Below are 24,867 nucleotides of genomic sequence, written 5' to 3' on the forward strand. Positions count from 1 at the left end.
CCGCATCATGAGCTTTAGCGACAACATCGCCGTCTGGACCGATCGTGAGCCGACGCTCGACGAAGAAATCGGTGCGCTGGACGACGAGGACATCTTCGATATGGCGAATCTGGTGGAGACGCAGACCGGCATCGTCGGGATCGTGACGATCACCACCGTGATGGGACGCCATGGCCCTCGGGTGAAATACTTCTTGAAGGCAGGTCGCCACAACCCGAGCTTTTCAGTCGCCGTAGCCTCCGACCCGAGAGTTGTCGCCAACAGCCTCGATGATCGCGATCTGAAGAAGATGGCCCCGTCGGTCATGGAATGGGTGGCTTTGAACCACGAGGCGCTCGCGAGTTTCTGGTGGGACGGCGCGGATTGGGAAGCTCCCGACGTGCATGCCTTCATCGAGCGGCTGAAAAAGGTCTAGCGTTTCGCCGGTGTGACGACCCGGAACAGGGCGACGACCAGCCAGACCGCGCCGATCACCAGCACCAGATCGCTGACCAGTTTCACCATCCCGTAGAGGGCCACGATCTCTACCGACCGTGTCGTCGCATCGGCCAGAAGCGCGGTCAGACCGCCCGCGATCAGCAGGGCCAGCGGCCAGACCAGCGGCTTCAGGCGGCGGCGTTTCACTTCAGCGCCAGGGTGACCTGTTTGATGTCGACATATTCCTCGATGCCGTGGGTCGAGCCTTCGCGGCCGTAGCCGGACGACTTGACCCCGCCAAACGGGGCGACGGCGGTGGAGATCAGGCCGGTGTTGATCCCGATCATGCCGGCCTCGATGCGGCGGCCGATGCGCATGGCGCGGTCGAGGTCGCGGGTGAACAGGTAGGAGGCGAGGCCGAACTCCGAGTCGTTCGCCTTGCCCAGGACCTCGTCTTCCGTGTCGAACGGGAAGACGGGGATCAGGGGGCCGAAGGTCTCCTCGTGGCGGAACAGTTCGTCGTCGCCGCCGAGGGTCACCGTCGGCTGGAAGAAGCGGCCGCCGAGTTGGTGGCGCGCGCCGCCGGTCAGGACCTTGCCGCCCGAGGCCTGAACCCGCTTGAGGTGATCCTCGACCTTGGCGAGGGCCTTGTCCTCGATCAGGGGGCCGACCTTGACCCCGTCCTCAAAGGCCGGGCCGACGAGGATCTTCGAAACCGCCTCGGCGAGCTTCGTCGCATAGGCCTCGGCGACCGAGGCCTGGACATAGACGCGATTGGGACAGACGCAGGTCTGCCCCGAGTTCCTGAACTTGCCCTTGATCGTCTCGGCCACGGCGAGATCGAGATCGGCGTCCTCGAACACGATCAGGGGGGCGGCGCCGCCCAGCTCCATCGACACCCGCTTCAGGGTCGAGGCGCACTGCTCGGCCAGCTTGCGGCCCACGGGCGTCGAGCCGGTAAAGGACAGTTTTCGGATCAGGGGCGAGGCGGTCAGGACGCCGCCGATGGTCGCCGCGTCCCCGGTGATGACGCTGAGCGCGCCCTTGGGCAGACCGGCCCGGTACGCCAGTTCGGCCAGCGCGATGGCGGTGAAGGGCGTCTGGCTGGCCGGCTTGACCACGGCGGTGCAGCCGGCGGCGAAGGCGGGGCCGAGCTTGCGCGTCAGCATGGCGGCCGGGAAGTTCCACGGCGTGATCAGGGCGCAGGGGCCCACGGCCTCCCGGAAGGTCAGGATGACATGGCCCAGCGGGCTGTCCTGGGTCTCGCCGAGGATCCGCTCGGCCTCGCCGGCGAACCATTTGAGGAAGCTGTTGGCGTAGGTCACCTCGCCTTTGGCCTCCTCGAACGGCTTGCCGTTCTCCAGGGCCATCAGGGCGCCGAGCTCCTCGGTGTTCTCGTCGATCAGGGCGGCCCAGTCGCGGAGGAATTTGGCGCGCCTGTGCGGGTCGGAGCGTGACCAGTCCGGGAAGGCGTCATGCGCGGCCTGGATGGCGCGTCCGGTCTCACGGGCGCCGAGGTCGGGGACATGGCCGATGATCTCGCCGGTCGCGGGGTCGTCGACGGCGATGCCGTTGGCGCCTGCGGGGATGGCCTCACCGGCGATGAAGGCGTGCTCGCGCAGGAGCTTGAGGCCGGCGTTGCGGGCGGCGGTGTTCATGAAATTAATCCTCGAACGTCTCCCTCCCCCGCGGGGGAGGGTGGTCGCGAAGCGACCGGGTGGGGGGGCAAGGCAACGAGATCCAACGCATAGGTGCGGCGTTGCCTTGCCGCCCCCACCCGACTTCGCCTTCGGCTCAGCCACCCTCCCCCGAGGGGGAGGGAGAAGCCGCTATCTGATCTAACGCCTCAATCGCCGATCGTATGCAGATCGCGGCCCTTCGTCTCCGGCAGGAACAGCAGGGCCACGACCGCCGCGACGGCCGTGAAGCCGACCGAATACCAGAGGCCGAAATAGATGTTCCCTGACCAGGCCACGAGGGCGAAACTGGCGGCGGGGAGCAGGCCTCCGACCCAGCCGGTGCCGATGTTGTAGGGCAGGCTCATCGCCGTATAGCGGACCCGCGTAGGGAACAGCTCGACCAGGGCCGCGGCCTGGGGGCCGTAGACGGCAGTGGCCGCGACCATGAAGACCATCAGGATGGCGAACACGGCCAGAAGGTTGATCCCGTCGGGATCGGCCCTGGCCGGATAGCCGGCCTCGGTCAGGGCCGCCTTGACGCGAGTCTCGACGTCGGCGCGGGCGGACTTCAGTGCGGCGGCATCGAGGCCTGCGCCCTCGACCGAGGCGATCTCGACCGTACCGACGCGGACGGCGGCGAGCGAGCCGGGCTCGGCGGCGAGGTTGTCGTAGCTGACCCCGGCGTTGGACAGCACGGTCTTGGCAAGGTCGCAGGATGAGGCGAAGGCGGTCTTGCCGACCGGATCGAACTGCACGGCGCAGGTCGCCGGGTCGGCGATGACGGTGACCGGGGCCGAGGACTGGGCCATGGCCAGGGCGGGGTTGGCCGCCTGGGTCAGGGCGTGGAAGCCGGGGAAGATGGCGATGAGGAACAGGGCCATGCCGCCGATCATCACAGGCTTGCGCCCCACCCGGTCCGACAGCCAGCCGAAGAAGACATAGAGGAAGGCTGAGGCCACGGTGATGGCCAGGATCATCATGTCGACCGTGGCGACCTCGACCTTCAGCACCCGCTCCATGAAGAACCGGGTGTAGAAATAGCCCGCGTACCAGACGGCCCCTTGCGCGAACATGATACCGACCAGGGCGATCAGCACGAACTTGCCGACCTTCCAAGTCCCGAAGCTTTCGCGGAAGGGCGCCTGTCGTTCGGTGCTCTCGGCCACCATGCGCTTGAAGGCGGGGCTTTCGTTCAGCTTCAACCGGATCCACAGGCTGATCACGAGAAGGAAGAAGGATAGCAGGAAGGGGATGCGCCAGCCCCAGGCGTCGAAGGCCTCGGTCCCCAGGATCCAGCGGGTGATCAGGATGACGCTCAGCGCCATGATCAGGCCGATCGCGGCCGTGGTCTGGATCCAGCCCGTGAGGAAGCCGCGCTTCTTCGGCGGGGCATGTTCGGCGACATAGATGGCGGCGCCGCCGTATTCGCCGCCGAGGGCGAAGCCCTGCAGGACCCGCATGAACAGCAACAGGATCGGCGCGGCGATGCCGATCTGGTCGTAGTCAGGCAACAGGCCGATGGCGACCGTGGCCACGCCCATAAGGGAGATGGTGACGAGGAAGGTGGTCTTGCGCCCCGTCTTGTCGCCGAACCAGCCGAACACCAGCGCGCCCAGCGGCCGCACGACGAAGCCGACGCCGAACGTCAGCAGGGCCAGGATGTAGGAGGTCGCCTCGCCGACGTCGGCGTAGAAATGGCGCGCGATGATGGTCGTCAGCGAGCCGAAGATGAAGAAGTCGTACCACTCGAACGCCGTGCCCGCGGCCGAGGCCGTCACGACGGTTTTCAGACCCGGTTCGCCCGTGTCCTGCTCGGTGGTCGTGTCGGTCATCGCGTTCCCCGCCTGTGAGTCCGGGCGTCGTCTGCCGGACGCCTCCCGCTCAGCCTAGCGGCGTCTCTCGCGGGGGCCAAGCGGACAAGCGAAGGCCCGCCGGACGGGGGACCGGCGGGCCTTCTTCATCCAGGCCGCGTCTCGAGAGATCGCGCCCCAAAAAGGATCAGTTCTTGGCTTCTTCCGCGGCGCCGGTGACGGCCTGGCCGGCGGCCGAGGTGTCGCGGCCGACACCCGAGATGGTGTTGCAGGCGGCGGTGGTCAGGGCGGCGGCGGCGGCGATCAGTACGAAAATCCTACGCATGAAGAACTCCTGAAATCTCGAGGCGGAGAGGGGTCTCGCCGTGTGAGATGTCAACGCGAGGTGCGGCTGAGGGTTCCGGGCGTGACCCTGGCGTCGCTGGGCTTGAGGTCGTCGGGGTTGGTCGGCACGACGGCCTCGGGCGTGGCGAAGACCATGCGCGCGATCGTGCCGCCGCCGGGGGCGGGCAGAAGCTCGGCCTCGCCGCGCAGCTGTTTGGCGAAGGCGCCCATCAGGGTGCGACCAACCCCGCCGCGGCCCGCCTCGCTGGAAGAGCCGGGACCGTCGTCCTGAACCTCCAGCGTACTGGTGTCGCCAAGGACGCGGAAGCGGACCTGAAGCGCCCCGCCGCGACCGGCGAAGGCGTGCTTCTGGGCATTGGTGATGGCCTCGACCAGCCACAGGGCCAGCGGCGCGAGCTTGTCGGGATCGACCACCAGACTGTCGGCGTCGATCGAACTGGTGACGGTGTGGCCGCGTCCGGACTCCGAGGCCACCAGCTGACCGACCAGCTCGGTCATGAACTCGCGCGCGTCGGCGTGGCGGATGTCGTCGGACTGGTAGAGGGTGCGATAGATCAGGGCGAGGGCCGAGATGCGCTGGCGGGTGTCGCCCAGGGCCGCCCTGGCCGGTTCGTCCTTCAGGGCGCGCTGCTGCATCGACAGCAGGGACGAGATGATCTGCAGGTTGTTCTTCACCCGGTGATGGATCTCCCGCATCAGCGCGTCCTTCTCCGACAGGCTTTCGTTCAGGGAGCGGTCGCGGGTGGCGATGGCCTCGGCCAGTTCGTCGAGCGTCTGGGCCAGCCGGCGGATCTCGGCGGGCGCCTGGGCCGCCTGGACCGGACGGACGGAATAGCGGCCTCGCGCATAGAGGGCGGCGATCCGCTCCAGATAGTTCAGCCAGCGCACCACGATCCGCTCGGACACCAGCATGGCGGCCCCGAAGGCGGTGACCCAGGCGGCGAGCGGCAGGATCAGCACGCCGATCGGGTTCAGTCGGGCCCAGGACAGGAGACCCGGCGAGGGGGCGGAGATGACCACATAGACATCGCGGCCGGCCAGGGCCGCCCCGGCATAGTCGCGATGCTCACCGCTGGCGTCGTCGGCTGCGAACACCGAGGACTGGTCTTCGCGGGCGCGTTCGACCCAGCCCAGCAGGCCGGGGCCTTCGTTGAAGGTGAAGGCCCGGATGTCGGTAGAGATCAGGACGCGGCCCTCCGCGTCGGTCAGGGCGGCCTGGGCGTCGTCCGGCAGGGACGGGTCGGCGATGTCCGGCTGCAACACCGACAGGGGCAGGATCGCAGCCATGGCTCCGGCGAAGACGCCGCGTGGTCGTTCCCAACGCACCCCGACCACCAGCGCCGGTGTGTCGCTAAGGTCCGGGGAGGCGCGAGCCAAAGTCACTTCCTCGCCCTGCCGCAGCCGCTGGAACCAGGGGGCGTCGGCGAAGGAAACCCCCTCGCCGACCATCGGCGTCGGCCTGGAGTCGCAGACCGGTTGTCCGCCCATGCCGATGCGATAGAGGGCGTCGTAACCGTCGAGCCGCTGGACCAGCGCCGCAAGACGCGGGCCGCAGGCCGGTCCGCTCGTCTCAGGGGCCATGGCGCTCAGGAGCACGCTCGCCGAGTCCAGCCGGGACTTGGCGGCCTGGGCGGTCCGTTCGGCGGCGAACTGCAGGTCGCCGCGGCGATCCTCGGCCTGTCGACGGAACTCGACCTGGGCCTGGACGGCGCCCAGCAGGAGGATGGGCATGAGGGCGATGGCCATGGCCAGGCCCAGCCGGAAGCGGATGCCCTGGACGTGAATCCGCCGGCCTTCGGGCGCGCCTGCGCGTCGCGCCCAGAACCGACTGAAGGAAGAGGCCGCGCGCCGGGCGATACGACCCCGCGCGGGCCTGGGAGCGTCCACGATCAGCCCTGCCGCGCGCCGCTCAGACGGTCGGCGTCGGCAAGAATGGAGCGCATGGCGTCGCCGGCCGCACGGCCGTCACGGCCATAGCCGCCGCGCTCCAGGGTCGCCGCCAGGGCCTTGCGGGCGCGGCTGACACGGCTCTTCACCGTGCCGACGGCGCACTGGCAGATCTCGGCCGCCTCTTCGTAGGCGAAGCCGCCCGCGCCGACGAGGATCAGGGCTTCGCGCTGCTCCTCTGGCAGGGTGTTCAGGGCCTGACGCAGTTCGTCCAGGGCGACCGGCGCTTCGGGATCATCGACGGCGACCAGGGTCCGTTCGGCGGCTTCCTGATCCAGCTGGGACGAACGCCAGGAGCGACGTTTCTCCGAATAGAATTGGTTGCGCAGGATCATGAAGGTCCAGGCCTTCATATTGGTGCCCATCTGATAGGAGGCGCGGGCGTCCCAGGCCTTCATCATGGCGTCCTGCGCCAGGTCGTCGGCGGCGGTCGGGTCACCCGTCAGGGTGCGGGCGAAGGCGCGCAGATGCGGGATCAACTGGACGAGTTCGCGCTTGAACCCCTCGTCGTCGGCGGAGGGAGGCTTGGGCGCGGTCGAACGGCCTGAGACGCTCACGCCTTGTTCTCGTCGGAAGCGCGCTGGTCGGCGCGGCGCAGGATTTCCAGGAATTCGTCGGGGACGGGCTCGTTGACGACCTCGTCGAACAGGTGGCGCAGCTTCACGCCGATGGCCTGCTGACGCAGTCGCGCTTCCTCAAGCAGCGGCTCGCCGCCTGCAGGCCGGGCATTGGCGGGTTTTCGCCCGGAGTCCGATGAATCGATCATGTATGTCTGCGCCGCCAATCGTTGAAACTCATCCGCGAGTATTCGCCGGCTCCGCGCGCCGGGCTTCTTGTTCAGGCCGTCAACGTCGCTCGCGCACACGAGTTCCGTTCGCCGCGCATTTTATGGTGAAGCTAAATCAGAACGGTTGGAACCGTGACGGTAGTGATACGTTCCGTTCGCCAGGCGAGCCGCGATTAACAGGCGCATCGTCGATTTGTCGGGGAATTCCTAAATGAGCCTTCTGGCCAGACTTGCGCCGCACCTGCCCTACGTCCGCCGTTACGCGCGGGCCCTCACCGGGGATCAGGCAACGGGCGACAACTATGTGCGCGTGGCGCTGGAGGCTCTGGCCGCGGGCGAACGCCAGCTGGCGCCCGATATGACGCCGCGCGTGGCGCTGTATCATGTGTTCCACGCCATCTGGTCCACGACCGGCGCCCAGCTGGAAGACACCAGCGGCATGGAAGGGCAGATTGATGCGTCCAGCCGCCTGATGCGGATCGCTCCGCGTTCGCGTCAGGCCTTCCTTCTGACCGCGCTCGAAGGATTCACCCCGTCCGAAGCGGCGCAGATCCTGTCGGCCGACGCCCATTCGGTCGAGCGGCTGATCGGCGACGCCCAGGCCGAGATCGACGCCGAACTGGCCACCGACGTCCTGATCATTGAGGACGAGGCCATCATCGCCGCCGACATCGAGAGCCTGGTTCGCGAACTGGGTCACAACGTCACCGGCACCGCGACGACGCATGACGAGGCCGTCGATGCGGTCGCCCGTCATCGTCCGGGCCTCGTCCTGGCCGACATCCAGCTGGCCGACGGTTCGTCGGGCATCGACGCGGTCAAGGATATCCTCAAGAAGTTCGACGTGCCGGTGATCTTCATCACCGCCTTCCCCGAGCGCCTGCTGACCGGAGAGCGGCCGGAACCGACGTTCCTGATCACCAAGCCCTTCCAGCCGGAAACGGTGAAGGCGGCGATCAGCCAGGCCCTCTTCTTCCACCCGACCCGCCAGAAGGAAGTCGCCTGATCCCACAGGCGCCTCTCAGGCAATGAAAAGCCCCGCCGGATCGTTCCGGCGGGGCTTCTTCGTGTGCAGGGATCAGTTGGCGGGTTGATTGACGTTCGGGGCGGTCCCGGCCGCCGGTGAGGTCGGCTCGCCCGCGGAGGTCGTGGGCGCATCGGGCGTGGGCGGACCGGAATTGTCGAAGGCGGCGGCGTCCACCGCCTGGGCGCCGGTGTTGGGGTTCTGGGAGGCGAAGCCGCCGTTGGACACGAACCACATCCCCAGCAGGAGGATGGCCGCCGCACCCGCCGAAACGATCAGAAGCACCAGCATGCGTTTGCCGGGTCTGGCGCCTCGCACATACTCGGCATCGACGGGGCGGCCTTCGTGGACAGCGTCGGCGGCTTCGGAATGGGGATCGTGATGGGTCATGGGGCTGCTTTCCGACGGTGAACGTCCAGGTCAGACAACGTTTCAGCGAGCGTGGCCGTTCCGTTCGGGCGGCCTGTCGCGCAAACGGCGAAAAAACTTCGCCGAACCGGGGAACGCTTATGGAATGACGCCGTTCTCAGTCTGCGGAGGCGGCGACGCCCCCCCGACCGGACCGGCCTCAGCTGGTCCTGCTGCCTTCGCGCCTCATTCCCGATGATGCCACTTCAAGGCGATCCCCCAGGGGGTCGCCTTTTTCTTTGCTCTGCTCGCGGCCTGTGCCCATGATGGGTCTGCAAAAGAAACCAACCTGGAGATGACGACCATGGCCATGACCAATCGCCAGTGGGTGCTGCGCCAGCGGCCGCAGGGTCTGATCAAGGACGACGACCTGGAACTGGTCGAGAGCCCGGTTCGTGATCTGAAGGACGGCGAGGTCCTGGTCCGCACCGTCTATCTGTCGCTGGACCCGACGAACAGGACCTGGATGAACGACGCGGTCGGCTATCTGCCGCCGGTGGGCCTGGGCGACGTGATGCGCGGCCTGACGCTCGGCGTCATCGAGCAGTCGAAGTCCGAAAAATTCAAGGAAGGCGACCTCGTCACCACGGCCATGGGCGGCTGGAGTGACTATGGCGTGGTGCCGGACAGCGGCGTGAGCCGGGTGCATCGCGCCCCGGGCATGCCGCTGACGGCGAACATGTCAGTCCTGGGCATGACGGGCCTGACCGCCTGGGCCGGCGTCACCGACGTGCTGCGGCCCGAGCCGGGACAGGTCATGGTCATCTCGGCGGCAGCCGGGGCGGTTGGCTCGATCGCCGGCCAGATCGCCAAACAGAAGGGCGCCCATGTCATCGGCATCGCCGGCGGACCCGAGAAATGCCGCTGGCTGACCGAGACGCTCGGGTTCGATGCCGCCATCGACTACAAGAACGAGGACGTGGGCGCGGCGCTCGACCGGCTGGCCCCGAACGGCGTCGATCTGAACTTCGAAAATGTCGGCGGCGACATCATGGTCGCAGTGTGGAACCGGCTGAACATCCACGCCCGGATGGCCGTCTGCGGCATGGTCTCGGCCTATAACGCCACCAAGCGGCCGCCGTCGCCGGATCTCAGCCGCCTGATCACTCACCGGATGACGATGCGGGGCTTCCTCGTCATGGACTATTCGCCGCGCGCCAGGGAGTTCATCGCCGAGGTCGGGCCGTGGCTGGCGTCGGGCAAGGTCCAGTGGAAGGTCCACGTCGACAACGGCCTGGAAGGCGCCCTGACATCGCTCAATCGGCTGTTCACCGGCGACCATGACGGCAAGCTTCTGGTACGTGTGTCCGAAGAACCGACCTGATCGAACAAAGGGACACCATGAGCGATCCGCTGCATGTTCATTTCGAGGACATCGAGAACGGCCAGGTGCTTCAGCTCGGCGCCTGCGCCGTGGACGAGGCGGCGATCGAGCTGTTCGTGGCGCATTTCGCGCCAGGCTGGGATCCGGCCTATGGCGCGCCGGATGCGCTCGTCTATGCGCTGTGGAGCCGGCTGGCGGCCGACAAGGCCGCCGGCTGGGCCCAGTCGAAACTGCTGGCGGTCGACGGCCTGCGCTTCATGCGCAATCCGCCGGCGGGCGAACTGCTGCGCGGCCGGATGACAGTGATGGGCAAGGACCCCGTGGGTGACGACAAGGGCATCGTCATCGCCCAGCACGACCTGCTCGACGAGGGCGGCCGGCTGGTCTTCTCGTGCCTGACGCGGGGGGTGTTCGTCAGACGGTAGGTGAACGTCTCTCCCTCCCCCTCGGGGGAGGGTCGTCGATGCGGAGCATCGACGGGGTGGGAAGGGCCAGGCGATCCAGACACAGGCTTGTTCGGCCTGGCCTTGCCGCCCCCACCCGATCGCTGCGCGATCTGCCCTCCCCCGAGGGGGAGGGAGAAGGCCGTGTCTCTTAGGCGTTGCCGGCGATCTCGCCGTTGTCGTTCGCGCGCTGGAAGGCCAGGGCGATCAGGCGGTCCCAGCCGAGCAGCGACACCAGATGGGCGTAGATCTGGCCCAGGGCGCCGTTGTCGCGCAGTTCCGCCAGCTTCTCGGCCGGAAGGAGCTTCAGCTTCTCTTCCGAGACGGCGAAATAGTCGGCCAGCTTCTGGGGTTCACCCGGCTCGCCGCGCTCGTTGCGCGGCGTGAAGACGGCTTCGCGGACGTCGAACAGGTCCAGGTCCGTCAGCAGCTTGATGAAGCTGTCGGTGCGCTGGCGCTCCTGCTCGAAGTTGTTGCAGAATTCCATGGCCTGGTTGACGTACTCGGAGGGCTTGCCGTCCTCGAACAGCGGCGCCTGGCCGCCCTCGACGATGAACGGCGCATCGCGGTCAATGCACAGGATCAGGCGCTGGCCCTGCGGGTCGTTGGCGAAGACGAACGGATAGCGGCGGACGTAGGCGGGGATGTAGGCCTCGGGGCGGAACTCGCCCTTGGCGCTGACATAGAGGTTTTCGCTCTGGCGCAGGCCCATGACCGCGACCGGCTGTTTGGACTCGCCGAGGAAGACGACCGGGTAGGACAGGGCGGCCGGGGCGAACTCGGTCACCGTCAGCGGCACGACGTGCGAGGCGGCGACGAAGGCGTAGGGCTTGTCGATCGGGTTGACGCCCAGCTTGCCGTGCAGGTCGCTCGAGAGCGGCTCGGGCTTGCTGTAGAACAGGACGTTGCCGTCGAGGCCGGAGTCGTTGGAGGCGGTGGTGTCGGTCATGGACGCGAGAGCTCTGGGAATGACGGAAAGGCGGGCCTTCTAGCGGAACCGGCCCGCCGCCGCAAACCGGCGCGCCTGTCGCGCTTAAAAGCGATAGGTGGCGCCGACCCGCAGGTTCCGTCCGGGCTGGGGCGCGATGTCCTTCAGGAAGGAGGCGTGTTCGCGCGCCTCCTCGTTCGTCAGGTTGTGCGCCTCGGCAAAGACGGTGACGTTGCGGTCCGCGAACGGTCGGATCGAGCCGGACAGATTGACCATGGTGTAGCTGTCGGTCGGCAGTTCGAACGCGGCGGTCTTGTCCTGTTCGCCGACGTGGCGGACCTCCAGCTGGGTGTCCCAGCGGGCGTCGGTCCAGATCAGGCGGCCGGTGACCGAGTACGGCGGAATGCGCGCGGCCGGACCCAGGTCGGTATCGGCCTTCACATAGTCGGCCGAGCCGCCGAGCTTCAGGCTGCGTTCGCCCGATTCCCACAGCGCATAGTCACCCTCGATCTCGAAGCCGGTGAAGGTCGCGTCGGTCTGGACATAGGCGAAGATCGGGAAGGGCTCGCCGTCAAAGTCGAAAGCAGCGCCGGTCGGGCGCTGGTCGATGAAGCCGTCGTATTCCGCCCGATAGACGTGCAGATCGCCGTCCAGCGGGCCGCGCGACAGGTGGACCGTCCCCTCGAGGGTCAGGACCTTCTCGGAATTGAGCGTCGGATCGCCGAGCTCATAGGCCGCAGTGGCGACGTGGACGCCGTCGGAGAACAGTTCGACCTCGCTCGGCGCTCGCTCGCTCGACGACAGGCTGAGGCCGAGGAACAGGCCCTGGGCGGGTTTGACGAAGACGGAGCCCGAGGCGGACCAGTTATCAAACTGGCGATTGATCTCCGACGTCCCGCCGATCGGGGTGGCGGACAGTTCGCGGCGGTCGTAGCGGACGCCGCCCTCGAAGCCGTAGGCGCCGAGATTCAGCCGCTGGACGGTGTAGAGGCCGGTTTCCTGAATCGAGGTCGCGGGGACGAAGGCCTCATCGCCGATGGCGTCGAATTCGCGGTCCAGCACCTGGACCCCGACCACGCCCTGCCATCCGTCGCGCTGGCGCTGGATCAGTTCGGCCCGGCCCTCATAGCCTGAGGACTGGAAAACGGTGCCCACCTTGGGGCCCTCGAACTCGGTGTGCGCGTAGTCGGCATAGCCGGCCGAGAGGTTGAACGACTGGAACCAGGCGGCATCAAGCTCGCGCTCGGCGCGGAAGTCGTAGCGCGTCTGTTCCAGGTCGATGGAGACATCGGGCTCGGCCACGGTGCCGTAGTTGGACCGGGTGTTCTTGATCGAGACGCCGACGAAGCCGCGGTCGTCGACATAGGAAACGCCGGCGCCGACCTGTTCGATCTTGGCGAAGGAGTTGACCACGGTCCCGGCGTCATCGCGGGCCACGCCTTCCGCAGCCGCCAGCCGCTGTGAGAGGGCCGGGCCGGGGATGTCGTAGTCACCGCTGTCGCGCCGGAAGCCGTCGACCGTGAACACGAACGGTCCCGCGTTGGCCGCCAGGCCTGCGCCCAGGCCATAGCCTTTGTCGACGCTGGAATACTGGGTCGAGACATGGCCGTCGACGCCGCCCTCGACCGCATGGGTCGGGATGCGTTCATCGAGGATGTTGACCACCCCGCCGATGGCCGAGCCGCCGAAAGTCAGGGTCGAGGGGCCGCGCACGACCTCGATCCGGCTGGCCTCGGCGGGATCCACGGCGACCTGGTGGTCCGGCGAGACGGCCGAGGCGTCGATCATGCCGAGGCCGTTGGTCAGGACCTGAACCCGGGGCCCGGACAGGCCGCGAATGACGGGGCGGCTGGCGCCCGGCGCGAAGCTGGACGAGCGCACGCCCGGCAGGCCCGCGACGAGGTCGCCCAGGGTCTGGACCGGGGCGACGGCCAGAGCCTGTTCGTCCAGCACGTCGACGGCGATCAGACTGGCGTTGTCGCTGACACCGAAGGGACGGCCCGTGACGATGACGTCCTCGACCGCATCGGCCTGCTGCGCGGGTGGGGCGGTCTGGGCGGAGGCGGCGCCGGCCAAGGCGCCCGAGGCGACGGCCACGAGAAGGGCGGAACGGGACAGGTAAGCAGAACGCATGGCAAACTCTCGGGAGGAAGAGGCTGAAGTGTTATGAGATAACATCACGCGTAGTCAAGCCGCGATGGTTGCGATGGGGCCTCGCGCGGCTTAGCTCTGGCCCATGGGTTCCCACTGCGATCACGCGCACGACGAAACCGGCCTCGACGCCGGAGAGATCGGCCGCGCCCTGGCCTCTGCCGAGGCCCGCTGCGTGCAGCAGGGCGAGCGGATGACCGCGCCGCGCCGCCGCGTGCTGGAACTGCTGCTGCAGGCCGGCGAGGCGGTGAAGGCCTATGACCTGATCGCCCGCTACGGCCTGGACGGCGTCGCCGCCAAGCCGCCGACCGTCTATCGCGCCCTGGAGTTTCTCGAGAAGACCGGGCTGGCCCACCGCATCGCCTCCATCAGCGCCTATGTGGCCTGTTCGGTCGGGGACCGCGCCCACGCCGCCGCCTTTCTGATCTGCGACTGTTGCGGCGCGACCGAGGAGGTCACGCCGCCGGAAGGCGAAGCCCTGCAACAGGCCGCAACCGCCGCCGGCTATGCGCTGGAGCGGACCACGATCGAGGGCCACGGCCGCTGTCCCGCCTGCCGTGTAGCGGCATGACCGGGAAGCCGCGTCGCCGCATAGGCGGATAGATGCTGGCGTCGGGGTCTTCGCCTCCCTAGGTTCCCGATATGGACGCTGCCCGGCTCTCCCCGCCCCGCCGCATGACCGTGCCCATCGCCAATCGGTGGGGCGCCGGAGACATGTCGGTCCTCGACTTCGGCGATCCGAAACGGCCGGTCGATCTGATCTTCTGTCACGCCAACGGCTTCAACGCCGCGACCTATCGCTCGATTCTGGCGCCGCTGACGTCGTCCCTGCGCATCCTCGCGCCCGATCTGAGGGGGCATGGGGCAACCACCCTGCCGCTCCCGACCGGCCGGAAGGGCTGGCAGGATCACCGCGACGACCTCGTCTCCCTGCTCGACAGCCTGGACGGACCGCCGGTGGTCATGGCCGGCCATTCCATGGGCGCGACCAGCGCCATCCTCGCGACGGCCGAACGGCCCGAAAAGGTCTCCCAGGTCGTCGCCCTCGATCCGGTCGTCTGGAAGCGCTGGATGGTGGCGGCGCTGCAACTGCCGCTGCTGAACCGTCTCCCCGGCCATATCCCGCTGGTGAAGGGCGCGCTCAAACGTCGTGCGCGGTTCGACAGCCGGGAACAGGCTCTGGCGGCCTATCGCGGCCGGGGCGCCTTCAAGGGCTGGTCCGACATCATGGTGATCGACTATCTCGGCGCCGGCCTGACCGAGGACGGCGACGGGTTTGCCCTGACCTGCCCGCCCGAATGGGAGGCCTCGAACTATTGCGCCCAGGGGCACGATCCCTGGAAGGCGATGCGCGACTGCGGCCGGCCGATCCGCATCCTGAAGGCGGAGATCCACTCGACCTGCGCGGTCGAGGCCGCGCCGCGCGGCCTGCCGCTGGTCTCGGTCGAGACGGTGGCCGGCGGCACGCATTTCTTCCCGATGCTGCGCCCCGATATCGCGCGCGACGCCCTGTTCGACGCCGCTGTCTAGATCATTTGCCGGTCTTGGCGGCGTAGTCGGCGCGGTCGCGCTCCGTCGCCGCGGCCCGGGCGAGACGCTCGGCAGCCAGCCGGTCCTCGATCGCCAGCAGTTGGCGATTCTGCTCGTTCGAAGCCTCGGCCCGCGTCACGCCGGCCGGGCGGCCGGTGATGTCGGGCAAGTAGATCGGCTGGACGCACTCGCGCCCCTCCTCATACCACCAGCGGCCGCTCTGCGCGCAGGCGTCGGCGGGCGCGACATAGAAGCGCTGGAAGGCGAAGGCTCCGGCGACGCAGACGGCGAACAGTCCGAAGAACAGGATCGACAGGCGGCGCATGGTCAGGAAGCGGTTCATCGAAATCTCATCCCCGGCGACGCCCCAAGTTCACGTCGCGTTACGTTGACAGGCTCCTTCGCCCGTTCCATTCCCTGCCGCAACATTCCGGCGATCCTATGGACAGTCAAACATGAAGGTTCTCGTCCCCGTCAAACGGGTGATCGACTATAACGTCAAGGCTCGCGTCAAGGCGGACCAGACCGGCGTCGATCTCGCCAACGTCAAGATGAGCATGAATCCCTTCGACGAGATCGCTGTCGAGGAGGCGGTTCGTCTGAAAGAGGGCAAGGAACACCACGCCGCCGGCACCGCGACCGAGATCGTGGTCGTCTCCATCGGCGTGACCCAGGCCCAGGAAACCATCCGAACGGCCCTGGCCATGGGCGCCGACCGCGGAATCCTGATCCAGTCCGACGCCGACCTGGAGCCGCTGGCCGTCGCCAAGCTGCTGGCCGCCGTCGTGGCCGAAGAGAAGCCGGACCTGGTTCTGATGGGCAAACAGTCCATCGACGGCGACAACAATGCGGTCGGCCAGATGCTGGCCGCCCTGCTCGACTGGCCCCAGGCCACCTTCGCGGCGAAGATCGAGATCGCCGACGGCGCGGCCAGGGTCACGCGCGAAGTTGACGGCGGCAACCAGACCCTGTCGGCGACCCTGCCGGCCGTGGTCACTGTGGACCTGCGTCTCAACACGCCGCGCTACGCCTCCCTGCCCAATATCATGAAGGCCAAGAAGAAGGAGATCGCGATGAAGGCGGTCGCCGACTACGGCGTCGATACGGCCAACCGGCTGACGGTGGTCAAGGTGACGGCCCCGCCGACCCGCTCGGCCGGGATCAAGGTGGCCGACGCCGCCGAACTGGTGTCCAAACTCAAGACCGCGGGAGCCCTGTAATGGCCGTCCTCGTCATCGCCGACCACGACGGTTCGGCCGTCCGCGACAGCACCAACAAGACCGTGACCGCGGCCCTCGCCCTGTCCTCCGACGTCGACATTCTGGTCGTGGGCTCGGGCGCCAAGGCCGCCGCCGCCGCCGCCGCCAGGATCACCGGCGTGCGCAAGGTGCTGCTGGCCGAGAGCGGCGAGCTGGGCCACCAGCTGGCCGAGGCCGTGACCGCCACGGTCGTGGCCCTTTCCGCCGGCTACGACGCGTTCCTGTCGCCCGCCTCGATGGACGGCAAGAATTTCATGCCGCGGATTGCGGCCAAGCTGGACGTCGCCCCGATCTCCGAGATCGTCGAGGTCGTCGCCGCAGACACCTTCGTGCGGCCGATCTATGCCGGCAACGCCCTGGAGACGATCCAGTCGTCGGACGCGAAAAAGGTCATCACCGTGCGTCCGACCGCCTTCGCCCCTGCGGCGGACGGCGGCTCGGCCCCGGTCGAGACCGTGGCCGGTTCGGACGCCGCCAAGGCGGCCTTCGTCGGCGAGGAGATGGTCAAGTCGGACCGTCCCGAACTGGGCGCCGCCAAGATCGTCGTCTCCGGCGGTCGCGCCCTGGGCTCGGCCGAGGAGTTCCATGCCGTCATGGATCCCCTGGCCGACAAACTGGGCGCCGCCGTCGGCGCGTCTCGCGCGGCCGTGGACGCCGGCTATGCGCCCAACGACTACCAGGTCGGCCAGACCGGCAAGGTCGTCGCTCCGGGCCTCTACATCGCCATCGGCATCTCGGGCGCCATCCAGCACCTGGCCGGGATGAAGGACTCCAAGATCATCGTCGCCATCAACAAGGACGCCGACGCCCCGATCTTCCAGGTCGCGGATTTCGGCATCGTCGGCGACTACAAGACGGTCGTGCCGGAGCTGATGGCCGCTCTGGGCTAACGCCTTCGGAGGCTTCGAACGGGGGCGCGGCGCCGAGAGGTCCGCGCCCTTTTTCATGCCCGCCGCAAAGTCGGGTTGACTCATTTCGATAATTAGCTAATTGTCTCATTATGAGCAGTGTCTTCAGGGCCCTTTCCGATCCGACCCGCCGGCGAGTGCTTCAGCTCCTGCGTCAGGGGCCGATGAGCGCCGGCGAACTCAGCGCCCGGTTCGAGGTCTCCAAACCGACCATGTCGGCGCATTTCGCGGTGCTGAAGGAGGCCGATCTGGTTCACGCCGAGAAGGTCGGAAAGTCCGTCATCTATCACCTGAAGCTCTCGGTGCTCGAAGAGGCCCTGCTGGGCTTCGTCCATTCATTCGGCCTCGGCGCGGAAACGCCGACGCCCAAAGAGGAGCCTGCGAAATGAACAAGGACCTGATCAACAGCCTCGCCTGGGGCGGCGGCATCCTCTTGCTGGCGCTGGCTTCAAGCCTCGCCCGCAACCTCGGCTACATCGACCAGGAGACGACGATCCGGGTCGTCCTGGGCGCCACCGGCCTGATGATCGCCTCGTTCGGCAATCGCATACCCAAGACCTTCGCCCCCAGCGCCGGCGCCCGGAAGGCCCAGCGGGTCGCCGCCTGGTCGATGGTGATCAGCGGCCTCGTCTATGCCGGAGCCTTCGTGTTCGCGCCCGTCACGACGGCGATGGTGGTCGGATGCGGCGCGGTGATCCTCGGGATGGCGGTGACCTTCATCTACTGCCTGTCGCTGCGGAGCCGGGCGAAGGCGGCCTGATCGGGGCGACGCCATGGCCCGGATCGCCATCAAACTGACCCCCGGCGCCGCCTCTGATCGCATCGACGGCTGGGATGTCGACCCGGAAGGGCGGCCGGTCCTCAAGGTCCGCGTGCGCGCCCGACCGGTCGAAGGCGAGGCCAACGCCGCCCTGATCCTGCTGCTCGCGAAATCTCTGGGCGTGGCCCGTTCGGCCGTGTCCCTGGCGCGCGGCGGACAGTCCCGGCTGAAGATGATCGAGGTCGAAGGCCTTGATGATGCGGCGCTTCGCGCCCGCCTTACAGGAATGTAATGTTTCCGCCTTTGACGGACGGCCTGGGACGCTTTTGTAATCCGCCCCGTTCCGCGCCGCCGGCGCGACAGGGGAGCGTCCATCCATGATCCGTCACGCCTTGCGGGGGCCCAGCCTCGCCGTCGTCGCCTGCGCACTGGCCCTGTCGGCCTGCGCCACCATGGACGGGGCCGCTCCGCCCGCCGCCGACGGTTCGAGCAGCGGCGGCGCCGACACCGACCGGACCATGGCGCGCGGTCTCGACGCCTCGACCAACCTCGATCCCTATCCCTCGACCTACCAGCCTCTGCCGCGTGACAACGTCGCCATCGTCGGCGGCACGGTCCTGACCGGCACGGACCAGCGTATCGAGAACGGCGTCGTCCTGATGTCGGACGGCAAGGTTGAGGCCGTGGGCCCGGCCTCGACGCCTGTCCCCGCCGGCTACCGCGTCGTCGACGCACGCGGCCGCTTCGTGACCCCGGGGGTCATCGACGTCCACTCCCACCTCGGCGTCTATCCCTCGCCCGGCGTGAGCGGCATGAGCGACGGCAACGAGGCGACCAGCCCCAACACGGCCCAGGTCTGGGCCGAGCATTCGATCTGGCCCCAGGACCCCGGGTTCAACACGGCCCGCGCCGGCGGGGTCACCACCCTCCAGATTCTGCCCGGCTCGGCCAACCTGTTCGGCGGCCGCTCGGTGACGGTGCGCAACATCCCGTCGATCACCATGCAGGGGATGAAGTTCCCCGGCGCCCCCTATGGCGTGAAGATGGCCTGCGGCGAGAACCCGTCGCGCGTCTACGGCGGCCGCAACCAGTCGCCGGCCACCGGCATGGGCAATGTCGCCGGCTATCGCGCCGCCTTCATCGCCGCCCAGGACTATCGCGAGAAATGGGACAAATGGCGTGAGACGGGCGAAGGCTCGCCCCCGACCCGCAACCTGCAGAACGAGACCCTGGCCGGGGTGCTGGACGGGTCGATCCTGGTCCAGAACCACTGCTATCGCGCCGACGAGATGATGGTGATGCTCGATATCGCCAATGAGTTCGGCTACCGCGTCACGGCCTTCCACCACGCCATCGAGGCCTACAAGATCGCGCCGCAACTGGCCGCGGCCGGCGTCTGCGCCGACATGTGGACCGGCTGGTGGGGCTTCAAGATGGAAGCTCTGGATGCGGTCGAGGAGAACGCCGCCCTGGTCGATGCCGCCGAGGGCGGGTGCGCCGTCATCCACTCCGACGACGCCCAGCTGACCCAGCGCCTGAACCAGGAAGTCGCCGCCGCGCTCGCCGCGGGTCGTCGCGCCGGTCTGAACATCTCCGAAGAACACGCGATCAGCTGGATCACCTCCAACGCCGCCCGCTCGATCGGAATCGGCGACGAGACCGGTGCGCTGACGCCGGGCCTGCGCGGCGACGTGGTGATCTGGAGCGCCAATCCGTTCTCGGTCTACGCCCGCGCCGATCAGGTCTTCATTGACGGCGCTCTCACGTTCGACCGCTTCGACCCGCGCTATCAGCCTGTTTCGGACTTCGAGCTGGGCCAGCCCGGCTTCGGCATCGCCGCCGCCAACATCGTTCCGGGAGCCCGCTGATGCGCCGTTTCGCCCTCATCTCCCTGACCGCTCTGGCGCTGTCGGCCATGCCCGCACTGGCGCAGGTGACCGCCATCACGGGGGGGCGCGTCCTCACCGGCACGTCGGTGATCGAGAACGGCACGGTCGTCATCTCCGGCGGCCGTATCGTCTCGGTCGGGACCGGGGCCGCTCCGGCCGGCGCCCGCGTCATCGACGCGCGTGGCAAGGTGGTCACCCCCGGTTTCGTCGCCGTCGATTCCGGCCTCGGCCTGACCGAGATTTCGTCTGTCGAGGGGTCGGAGGATCAGTCCAACGGCGCCAACACCATCTCGGCCTCGTTCGACGTCAGCTACGGCCTCGACCCCTGGTCGATCGCCATTCCGGTCGCGCGTCTGGGCGGCATCACCCGCGCCATCGTCGTCCCCAACCATCCGGGCGGCTCGGGCGGTCACCAGCATCAGGATGACTCGGACTTCGCCGGCGCCGGCTCGGGCGGCTTCCAGACGCCGGGCCTGTTCGCGGGCACGGCCTCGGTGATCCACCTGGCGGCCGGGACCGACATCCTGGTCCAGCCCCGCGTGGCCATGGTCGCTCCGTTCGGCGAGGCCGGAGCGGGCGTCGCCGGCGGCGCGCGCGGCGCCGAATTCACCCTGTTCAAGGAAACCCTGGCCGAGGTCCGCCTCTATGCCCGCAACAAGGCCGCCTACGACCGCGCGGCCCTGCGCGACCTGTCGATCTCTCGCGCCGATCTCGAGGCCCTGATCCCGGTGGCTGACGGTTCGATGCCGCTGATCGTCACCGTCCACCGGGCGGCCGACATCCAGCAGGTCCTGCGTCTCGGCCGCGAGGAAGGGGTCAAACTGATCCTGGACGGGGCCGAGGAAGGCTGGCTGGTCGCCGCCGACATCGCCGCCGCCGACGTGCCGGTGCTGCTCAACCCCATCTCCAACCTGCCCGGCGATCTCGAGACCCGGGCCGCGCGGATGGAGAATGCGGCGGCCCTGAACGCGGCCGGGGTGGTCATCGCCATCAAGGGCAACGAGGGCTCGGTCCACCGGGCGCGCGAGGCCCGCTACAACGCCGGCAACGCCGTCTCCCACGGCCTGCCGTTCGAGGCGGCGATTGCGGCCCTGACGGTCAATCCGGCGCGTATCTTCGGCATGGCGGGCCAGTTCGGCGAGCTGCGCGCGGGCGCGGCGGCCGATGTGGTCGTCTGGTCCGGCGATCCGCTGGAGCCGCTGTCGTCGGTGACGGCGGAGTTCATCAACGGCCAGGAACAGTCCCTGTCCAGCCGCCAGATCCTCCTGCGCGACCGCTATCGCAACGGCGGGCGTCAGGCCGGGGGGATGCCGGTCGCCTACGGGAACTAGGCCCCAAGTCTCCTCCCTGTTCGCCGCTTGGCGAATGGGGAGGTGGCAGCGAGCTCTTCGTGAGCTGACGGAGGGGTTCTTGCCGCACGAAGAACCCCTCCGCCTCTCCGCTTCGCTCCGAGCCACCTCCCCGTCGCTGCGCGACAGGGAGGAGACGGGAGTCCTCTCCCCATGAAGGGGAGGGAGAGTTATAGCGACCCCATGTCCGCCCCCCGCCTCTTCATCGACGCCGATGCCTGTCCGGTGAAGGACGAGGTCTATCGCGTGGCGGCCCGCTACGGCCTGCAGGTGCTTGTGGTCTCGAACAGCTGGATCAACACGCCGCGCGAGACGTGGATCGAACAGATCGTCGTCGACGCCGGTCCCGACATCGCCGACGACTGGATCGCCGAACGGGCTGGACCGGGCGATATCGTCATCACCGCCGACATCCCGCTGGCCGACCGCTGCCTGAAATCCGGGGCCCAGGCGCTGAAATCGAACGGCCAGCCGTTCACGCCGGACTCGATCGGCTCGGCCCTCGCCGGACGGATGGTCGGTGAACATCTGCGCTCCATGGGCGTCGCCACCTCCGGCCCGCCGCCGTTCGGGCCCAGGGACCGTTCGGCCTTCCTTCAGGCGCTGGACCGCGCGGTGATCATGGCGAAACGGGCGCCGCGATGACCACCATCCCCGAGAGCGAGCTGGAGTTTCATTTCTACCGCGCCGGCGGACCGGGCGGGCAGAACGTCAACAAGGTCTCGACCGCCGTTCAAATGCGGTTCGATGCGAAGAACTCGCCCTCGCTGCGTGAGCCCGTGCGCGAGCGGCTGATGAAACTGGCCGGCAGCCGGTTGACGCTGGAGGGCGTGATCCTGATCACCGCCGTTCGTCACCGGACCCAGGAACGCAACCGCGCCGACGCCATCGAGCGGCTCCAGGACCTCGTCGACAAGGCCTCGATCGCCCCGACCTACCGCGTCCCGACCCGCCCGACGCGGGCGTCGAAGGAACGCCGCCTCCAGGCCAAGTCGGGCCGCGCCACGATCAAGAGCGGACGCGGCAAGCCGGCGCTGGATTAGCGCGGACCACGATCCATCATCTGCTGCAGCGGCGTGCGCGGCAGGGTCGCCAGGGTCAGGGCGCCGTCCTGATCGGTATCCAGGGCGATGAACCAGCGGTCCGTCGCCTGCGCCCACTCCTGGGCCGTCACGGTCTGGTTGATGTCGAGGTCGGCGGCCTTGACCGGCTGGGGATAGTTGAAGAACCCGGCCGCAGCGATCGGTCCGTAGGCCAGCGGGCCGGTCGGCGCGCGCTGGCGGGGGGCGCTGCGGCTGCCCTGTTGCTGGGCGGGTTCGGCCAGGCCCAGGGCTATGCCGCCGCTGAAGCCTTGCAGACGGCGCCCGGACTCACGGGGCCCGCCCGCCATGCCCGGCAGACGGGCGCGGGCCTCTGCCAGATCCGCTTCGTAGGCCGCGATCTCGTCGGGGGTCAGCCGGTCGTCGCGACGCACGTCCAGTACGCGGAACTGGCGGATCCCGTCGGCGGTGAATTCCTCCGGCGTCACCCGGCCGTCGCTGTCGGCATCAGCGCCCGAGAACCAGCCGGCGACCGGCCAGGGCTCGCCCGGTTCGGCGAAGAACAGCTCGCCGAAGGGACTGACGAACAGACCTGGACCCGGTCCCTGCGCGCCGCCGGGGCCTCTGATCGGGCCTCCCGGGCCGGACGCGCAGCCGCCGGCGACGAGACCCAGGGCGGCCACGCCGAGGACGATGGGGGCGAGACGCTTCATGGAGGGTTCCCGAAAGGAGGGGCGGAGGGGATCAGGCGTCGGGCGACGGCGGGTCGGACGATTCAGGCGGCGCCGGGCGGAACAGCAGGGCGGCGATCAGCCCGCCCTCTTCCAGCCCGATCAGCCACTGGGTCGCGGCATTGTCGAAGGTGACCAGATACTGGGCCACGCCATCGTCGACGCCGGACGGCTCGATCGTCTGCAGGTCGCCGAAGCCCTGGACCAGGGGCGAGAAGGTGGTCATCTGGCTGTTCAGGCGACGCCCCAGGTCCGGCGTGAACATCGCCTCCTCGATGTCGCCGGCCGCGAGCTGTTCGATGACGGCGCGCAGCGCGGCCTCGGCCATCTGGGCATCCGAGACCTGACCACCCGGGGCGGCGGGCGCACGGACGGCGGGCGCGGCCGGGGCGGTCGGGTTGTCGAAAGTGTTGGGCAGGGTGGCGGCGGCGCCTCCGCGGGGGGCCAGCTGCGCCGGGGGCATCGCCTGGGCGAGCACGGGCCCGGCCAGGGCGGCCAGGACGAGGACGAGAAGGGGGATCTTGATCGAGACGGTCATGCGGACTCCGACTGTGTCATCCCACAATCCGGGGCCAAAGCGACACAATGAGGGCGGCGGCGGAGAGGCCGGTTGCGGCGACGACACAGACGGCCAGCCAGGTCGGGGTCTTCACCCTCTCTACGATGACCGTCTGGCTGGTGGGCGGCTCCTGCACCAGTCGCGACAGGGCCCGGGCGCCCGAAAGGATCTCGCGCAGGCCGTCGCGCACCTGGGCCCTGGGGCCGAGCTCGCGGGTGATCCAGCGCTCCACCACCGGCTGGGCCGCGGCCCACAGATCGTGGTCCGGGTTCAGGCGCCGCGCCACACCCTCGACCGAGACCATGGTCTTCTGCAGCAGGATCAGCTCGGGCCGCAGATGCATGTCGAACAGGGCGGTGATCTCGAACAACTGGCCGAGCAGCCGGCCCATCGAGACCTGGGACGCGGCGCGGCCTATCACCGGCTCTCCGACGGCGCGCAGGGCCTGGGCGAAGGCCTCGACCGAATGGTGCGGCGGCACGTAGCCGGCCTCGAAATGGACCCGGGCGATGCGTGGATAGTCGCGCGTCAGGAAGCCCCACAGGATCTCGGCGAGGTAGCGCCGCTCGCCGGGGTTCAGCCGGCCGATGATGCCGAAATCGACGGCACTCAGCTCGGCGGGGGCCGAGGCGAACAGATTCCCCTCGTGCAGGTCGGCGTGGAAGGTCCCGTAGTCCAGCGCCTGGACCAGGAAGGCGCGGACGACATTGTCGGCCAGGGCGTTGATGTCCATGCCCGGCTGTTCGATCGCGGCCGGGTCGGTCATCGGCAGGCCCACGGCCCACTCCAGTGTCAGCACCCGTTTGCCGACCCCGTCCCAGACCACCTTCGGCGCGGTCATATGGGCGCCGTCGGCCCGGGCCTTCTCCATGATGTCGTGCAGTTCGGAGGCCGCCGCCGCCTCCAGCCGCATGTCGAGCTCCAGATACATCGACCGGGCCACGGTCTCGACGAAGGCTTCGGGCTCCAGTCGCCGCGCCGCAGGGATCAGCCTGTGCACCAGTCCGGCCGCCAGACGCATGGCGTCCAGCCCCTTGACCACGCGACGTGCCACGCCGGGGCGCAGCACCTTGACCGCCACCTTGCGCCCATCGGCCAGCCAGGCGGGGTGTGCCTGGGCCAGGGACGCCGCCCCGATCGGGTCGCCGAAATCGATGAACAGGCTCTCGACCGGCCGACCCAGCGAGCGCTCGATCTCGCGTCGCGCCTCGTCGGTCGGGAAGGGCGGCAGCCTGTCCTTCAGCCGGCCCAGGTCGCGGGCGAACTCGATGCCGAAGATGTCGGCCCGCGTGGCCATGACCTGACCGAGCTTGATCGCCACCGGCCCCAGGGTTTCGAACGCCCGACCCAGACGCTGGCCCGGCCGTCCGTCACGACCCTCGCGCCCGGCGAACAGGTGGATGAACCCCGCGAGAACCCTGACCCAGGCGGGCAACAGGGGGGTGATCTCGCGCGGCAGCAGGGCGTCGTGCCTGGCCAGGGCGGCGCCCCAGCGGATCAACCGCCAGGTCGCGCCGACGGGATCGCGCACGGCCACGGTCGGCGGGGCCGCGGGCGCGACCCGATATGCGGCCGGAA

Annotated in this window: 29 protein-coding genes; 15 read left to right on the forward strand and 14 right to left on the reverse strand. The window is 68.6% G+C overall.

Annotated elements, in window-relative coordinates; translation table 11 throughout:
- Positions 1-7: 7 nt before the first annotated feature.
- Positions 8-415, forward strand: a complete 408-nt coding sequence (locus tag ACP7AB_RS11320; protein ID WP_425991086.1) for a hypothetical protein — start codon at positions 8-10, stop codon at positions 413-415.
- Here ACP7AB_RS11320 and ACP7AB_RS11325 read toward each other — a convergent pair.
- From ACP7AB_RS11325 to ACP7AB_RS11355, 7 genes are all read right to left on the reverse strand, one after another.
- Positions 412-624 carry a hypothetical protein gene (locus ACP7AB_RS11325; protein ID WP_425991084.1) on the reverse strand — a complete coding sequence of 71 codons (213 nt, stop codon included), beginning with the start codon at positions 622-624 and terminating at the stop codon, positions 412-414. The genes ACP7AB_RS11320 and ACP7AB_RS11325 overlap by 4 nt on opposite strands.
- Entirely contained in the window at positions 621-2,075 is a 1,455-nt protein-coding gene (locus tag ACP7AB_RS11330) for an NAD-dependent succinate-semialdehyde dehydrogenase (RefSeq protein ID WP_425991082.1), read from the reverse strand. The genes ACP7AB_RS11325 and ACP7AB_RS11330 overlap by 4 nt, the downstream gene beginning before the upstream one ends.
- A 188-nt stretch (positions 2,076-2,263) precedes the next feature.
- Positions 2,264-3,928, reverse strand: a complete 1,665-nt coding sequence (locus ACP7AB_RS11335; protein WP_425991080.1) for an MFS transporter — start codon at positions 3,926-3,928, stop codon at positions 2,264-2,266.
- Positions 3,929-4,094: 166 nt separating this feature from the next.
- Complete coding sequence (locus tag ACP7AB_RS11340) at positions 4,095-4,232, reverse strand: entericidin A/B family lipoprotein (protein ID WP_425991078.1); 138 nt, start codon at positions 4,230-4,232, stop codon at positions 4,095-4,097.
- A 50-nt stretch (positions 4,233-4,282) separates the two neighbouring features.
- Positions 4,283-6,139 carry a sensor histidine kinase gene (locus tag ACP7AB_RS11345; protein WP_425991076.1) on the reverse strand — a complete coding sequence of 619 codons (1,857 nt, stop codon included), beginning with the start codon at positions 6,137-6,139 and terminating at the stop codon, positions 4,283-4,285.
- 2 nt (positions 6,140-6,141) lie between these two features.
- The gene (locus ACP7AB_RS11350; protein ID WP_425991074.1) at positions 6,142-6,756 is read right to left on the reverse strand and encodes a sigma-70 family RNA polymerase sigma factor; all 615 of its coding nucleotides are present in this window, start codon (positions 6,754-6,756) and stop codon (positions 6,142-6,144) included.
- Positions 6,753-6,965, reverse strand: a complete 213-nt coding sequence (locus ACP7AB_RS11355; RefSeq protein WP_425991072.1) for a NepR family anti-sigma factor — start codon at positions 6,963-6,965, stop codon at positions 6,753-6,755. Before ACP7AB_RS11355 ends, ACP7AB_RS11350 begins: the two co-directional genes overlap by 4 nt.
- 232 nt (positions 6,966-7,197) lie before the next feature.
- Here ACP7AB_RS11355 and ACP7AB_RS11360 point away from each other — a divergent pair, with 232 nt between their 5' ends.
- Positions 7,198-7,992: a response regulator gene (locus tag ACP7AB_RS11360; RefSeq protein WP_425991070.1), complete on the forward strand. Its 795-nt coding sequence runs from the start codon at positions 7,198-7,200 to the stop codon at positions 7,990-7,992.
- A 72-nt stretch (positions 7,993-8,064) separates the two neighbouring features.
- Here the strand turns inward: ACP7AB_RS11360 and ACP7AB_RS11365 are convergent, their stop codons facing one another.
- Complete coding sequence (locus tag ACP7AB_RS11365; RefSeq protein WP_425991068.1) at positions 8,065-8,400, reverse strand: hypothetical protein; 336 nt, start codon at positions 8,398-8,400, stop codon at positions 8,065-8,067.
- A gap of 322 nt (positions 8,401-8,722) precedes the next feature.
- On the opposite strand from ACP7AB_RS11365, the gene ACP7AB_RS11370 reads away from it, so the two are divergent.
- Together ACP7AB_RS11370 and ACP7AB_RS11375 are read left to right on the forward strand one after the other, a co-directional pair.
- Positions 8,723-9,742 carry an NADP-dependent oxidoreductase gene (locus tag ACP7AB_RS11370; RefSeq protein ID WP_425991066.1) on the forward strand — a complete coding sequence of 340 codons (1,020 nt, stop codon included), beginning with the start codon at positions 8,723-8,725 and terminating at the stop codon, positions 9,740-9,742.
- Positions 9,743-9,759: 17 nt separating this feature from the next.
- A complete protein-coding gene (locus ACP7AB_RS11375) occupies positions 9,760-10,167 on the forward strand; it encodes a MaoC family dehydratase (RefSeq protein WP_303696676.1) in 408 nt (135 codons plus the stop codon).
- Positions 10,168-10,336: 169 nt separating this feature from the next.
- On the opposite strand, the gene ACP7AB_RS11380 is transcribed toward ACP7AB_RS11375, so the two are convergent.
- Entirely contained in the window at positions 10,337-11,134 is a 798-nt protein-coding gene (locus tag ACP7AB_RS11380) for a SapC family protein (protein WP_425991064.1), read from the reverse strand.
- Positions 11,135-11,218: 84 nt separating this feature from the next.
- The gene (locus ACP7AB_RS11385) at positions 11,219-13,246 is read right to left on the reverse strand and encodes a TonB-dependent receptor (protein ID WP_426046142.1); all 2,028 of its coding nucleotides are present in this window, start codon (positions 13,244-13,246) and stop codon (positions 11,219-11,221) included.
- 103 nt (positions 13,247-13,349) lie between these two features.
- Between ACP7AB_RS11385 and ACP7AB_RS11390 the strand changes: the two genes are divergently transcribed.
- Both ACP7AB_RS11390 and ACP7AB_RS11395 read left to right on the forward strand, forming a co-directional pair.
- Complete coding sequence (locus ACP7AB_RS11390) at positions 13,350-13,835, forward strand: Fur family transcriptional regulator (protein ID WP_425991060.1); 486 nt, start codon at positions 13,350-13,352, stop codon at positions 13,833-13,835.
- Positions 13,836-13,906: 71 nt separating this feature from the next.
- Complete coding sequence (locus ACP7AB_RS11395) at positions 13,907-14,794, forward strand: alpha/beta fold hydrolase (RefSeq protein WP_425991058.1); 888 nt, start codon at positions 13,907-13,909, stop codon at positions 14,792-14,794.
- A 1-nt stretch (position 14,795) separates the two neighbouring features.
- On the opposite strand, the gene ACP7AB_RS11400 is transcribed toward ACP7AB_RS11395, so the two are convergent.
- Positions 14,796-15,137, reverse strand: a complete 342-nt coding sequence (locus ACP7AB_RS11400) for a hypothetical protein (protein WP_425991056.1) — start codon at positions 15,135-15,137, stop codon at positions 14,796-14,798.
- 112 nt (positions 15,138-15,249) lie between these two features.
- Here ACP7AB_RS11400 and ACP7AB_RS11405 point away from each other — a divergent pair, with 112 nt between their 5' ends.
- From ACP7AB_RS11405 to arfB, 9 genes are all read left to right on the forward strand, one after another.
- On the forward strand, positions 15,250-16,014 hold the full coding sequence (locus ACP7AB_RS11405) for an electron transfer flavoprotein subunit beta/FixA family protein (RefSeq protein ID WP_425991054.1): 765 nt from the start codon (positions 15,250-15,252) through the stop codon (positions 16,012-16,014).
- On the forward strand, positions 16,014-16,943 hold the full coding sequence (locus ACP7AB_RS11410) for an electron transfer flavoprotein subunit alpha/FixB family protein (RefSeq protein WP_425991052.1): 930 nt from the start codon (positions 16,014-16,016) through the stop codon (positions 16,941-16,943). Before ACP7AB_RS11405 ends, ACP7AB_RS11410 begins: the two co-directional genes overlap by 1 nt.
- A gap of 110 nt (positions 16,944-17,053) precedes the next feature.
- Complete coding sequence (locus ACP7AB_RS11415; protein WP_425991050.1) at positions 17,054-17,350, forward strand: autorepressor SdpR family transcription factor; 297 nt, start codon at positions 17,054-17,056, stop codon at positions 17,348-17,350.
- Positions 17,347-17,721 carry an SdpI family protein gene (locus ACP7AB_RS11420; protein ID WP_425991048.1) on the forward strand — a complete coding sequence of 125 codons (375 nt, stop codon included), beginning with the start codon at positions 17,347-17,349 and terminating at the stop codon, positions 17,719-17,721. Before ACP7AB_RS11415 ends, ACP7AB_RS11420 begins: the two co-directional genes overlap by 4 nt.
- Before the next feature lie 13 nt (positions 17,722-17,734).
- Entirely contained in the window at positions 17,735-18,013 is a 279-nt protein-coding gene (locus tag ACP7AB_RS11425; RefSeq protein WP_425991047.1) for a DUF167 family protein, read from the forward strand.
- A gap of 85 nt (positions 18,014-18,098) precedes the next feature.
- Positions 18,099-19,589: an amidohydrolase gene (locus ACP7AB_RS11430; protein ID WP_425991045.1), complete on the forward strand. Its 1,491-nt coding sequence runs from the start codon at positions 18,099-18,101 to the stop codon at positions 19,587-19,589.
- A complete protein-coding gene (locus ACP7AB_RS11435; protein WP_425991043.1) occupies positions 19,589-20,941 on the forward strand; it encodes an amidohydrolase family protein in 1,353 nt (450 codons plus the stop codon). Before ACP7AB_RS11430 ends, ACP7AB_RS11435 begins: the two co-directional genes overlap by 1 nt.
- Positions 20,942-21,142: 201 nt before the next feature.
- Positions 21,143-21,604: a YaiI/YqxD family protein gene (locus tag ACP7AB_RS11440; protein ID WP_425991041.1), complete on the forward strand. Its 462-nt coding sequence runs from the start codon at positions 21,143-21,145 to the stop codon at positions 21,602-21,604.
- On the forward strand, positions 21,601-22,002 hold the full coding sequence (gene arfB, locus ACP7AB_RS11445) for an alternative ribosome rescue aminoacyl-tRNA hydrolase ArfB (RefSeq protein WP_425991040.1): 402 nt from the start codon (positions 21,601-21,603) through the stop codon (positions 22,000-22,002). Before ACP7AB_RS11440 ends, arfB begins: the two co-directional genes overlap by 4 nt.
- Here arfB and ACP7AB_RS11450 read toward each other — a convergent pair.
- The 3 genes from ACP7AB_RS11450 to ubiB are packed head-to-tail and all read right to left on the reverse strand — an operon-like array spanning position 21,999 to position 24,826.
- Positions 21,999-22,712, reverse strand: coding sequence for a hypothetical protein (locus ACP7AB_RS11450; RefSeq protein ID WP_425991038.1), 714 nt, complete (start codon positions 22,710-22,712; stop codon positions 21,999-22,001). The two genes, arfB and ACP7AB_RS11450, sit on opposite strands and share 4 nt — an antisense overlap.
- A gap of 31 nt (positions 22,713-22,743) precedes the next feature.
- Complete coding sequence (locus ACP7AB_RS11455) at positions 22,744-23,268, reverse strand: hypothetical protein (protein ID WP_425991036.1); 525 nt, start codon at positions 23,266-23,268, stop codon at positions 22,744-22,746.
- Between the two features lie 16 nt (positions 23,269-23,284).
- Positions 23,285-24,826, reverse strand: coding sequence for a 2-polyprenylphenol 6-hydroxylase (gene ubiB / locus ACP7AB_RS11460; protein ID WP_425991034.1), 1,542 nt, complete (start codon positions 24,824-24,826; stop codon positions 23,285-23,287).
- Between the last annotated feature and the right edge of the window lie 41 nt (positions 24,827-24,867).

It is taken from the genome of Brevundimonas sp. TWP3-1-2b1 (assembly GCF_049896165.1).
GTDB classification, from domain to species: domain Bacteria; phylum Pseudomonadota; class Alphaproteobacteria; order Caulobacterales; family Caulobacteraceae; genus Brevundimonas; species Brevundimonas subvibrioides_B.